Below are 1,636 nucleotides of genomic sequence, written 5' to 3'. Positions count from 1 at the left end.
TCGACGCGATCCCACTGACCAACAACGGCAAACTCGACAAACGCGCCCTGCCCGCCCCGGAGGCGGACCAGTGGCGCGGCGGTGGCGAGTACGCTGCCCCGAGGACTCCGCTGGAGGCCTCGGTCTCGCAGATGTGGCAGTCGGTGCTCGGTGTCGATCGGGCCGGTGTCACCGACAGCTTCTTCGACATCGGCGGCGACTCGATCCGGGCCGTGCTACTCGTCGGCACCCTGCGTGACCACGGGTACGACGTCGAGGTCAAGGACCTCATGCGGTACCCCGTGCTCGGCGAACTGTGCGCGCTGCTCGCCCAGCGCGAGGGGGCCTCGACGCCGCCCCCGCCCGTGCGGCCGTTCAGTCTGATCAGCGACGAGGACCGCGCGGTGCTCCCGGACGGGCTGGACGACGCGTACCCGCTGCTCCAGGCACAGATCGGCATGCAGGTCGAGATGCTCGCGGGTGGCGAGCACCCGCCGTACCACGTGGTGACCAGCGTGCGGATCCGCGACGGTCGCCCGTTCGACGCGGAGCGGTTCCAGGCCGCCGCGGCCCTGCTCGCCCGCCGCCACGACGTGCTGCGAAGCAGCATCAACCTGGGCCGCTTCTCGGTGCCGGTACAACTCGTGCACGCCGAGGTGCCGGTGCGGGTCGCGGTCGAGGACCTGAGCGGGCTGGGTGCGGACGAGGCCGTCGCCGTGATCGAACGGTACGTCGCCGAGGCCGGCCGGCACCCGCTGGATCCCGCCGGTCCGCCACTGCTGCGGCTCACCGTGCACCTCTGCGCGGACGGCAGTTGGCAGCTCACCGCGGTCAACTCGCACGTCGTGCTCGACGGCTGGAGCCGGCGCACGCTCTTCGTCGAACTGTTCGAGGCCTACCACAGCCTGTTGGCGGACCAGGCGGTCGCGTGGGCACCCCCGGCGCTGCGTTTCGCCGACACGGTCGCGGCCGAGCTGTCCGCCCTCGCGTCGGAGTCCGAGCAGGAGTTCTGGCGCTCGCAGGTGGAGGACTGCCCGCGGTTCGAGGTTCCCGCCGGCTGGGGTGCTCCGGCGGGCGAGCCGGGCGGAACGATCGTGGTGGACATCCCGTTCGACGACCTCGAGGACGGGTTGCGAACCGTCGCAGCCCGCGCCGGCGCCCCGATGAAGAGCACGCTGCTGGCCGCCCACCTCCACGTGCTCAGCGCCCTGACCCCGGAGGCGTCGTTCCTGTCCGGGCTGACCCACCATGTCCGGCCGGAGTCCGCCGACGCCGACCGGGTGCACGGCATGTTCCTGAACGTGCTGCCGCTGCGCCACGATCGGGGCGCGCGGACCTGGCGGGACCTGGTCGCGACCACCTTCGCCCGGGAACGCGAGATGTGGGCGCACCGGCACTTCCCGATGCCGCAGATCGAGCGCAGCTACGGCGACGGCGGTCGGATGATCGAGGCGTACTTCAGCTACCACGATTTCACCGGGCTGGGGTCGAGCCTGAACGGCGAGGTGACGGTCGGCGACAGCCTGGGCCGCAGCATCAACGAGTTCGGCCTGTCGATCTCGACCGGGCCGGGCCGGCTGCACCTGCGCGGCAACCTCCAGCTGCTGTCTCGGGGGCATGCTGAGCGTTTGGCGTCGATGTATCGGTTGGTGTTGGA

1 protein-coding gene is annotated in these 1,636 nt (G+C 71.3%); it reads left to right on the top strand.

Going from position 1 to position 1,636, the window contains the following annotated elements:
• Positions 1-1,636 (top strand): condensation domain-containing protein (locus tag OC439_RS30120; RefSeq protein WP_262016375.1); only part of this gene is annotated, 1,636 nt, incomplete at both ends.

Source organism: Micromonospora sp. Mcm103, from assembly GCF_024519755.1.
GTDB classification, from domain to species: Bacteria; Actinomycetota; Actinomycetes; order Mycobacteriales; family Micromonosporaceae; genus Micromonospora; species Micromonospora aurantiaca.
This window is presented reverse-complemented; position numbering and strand designations above follow the sequence as displayed.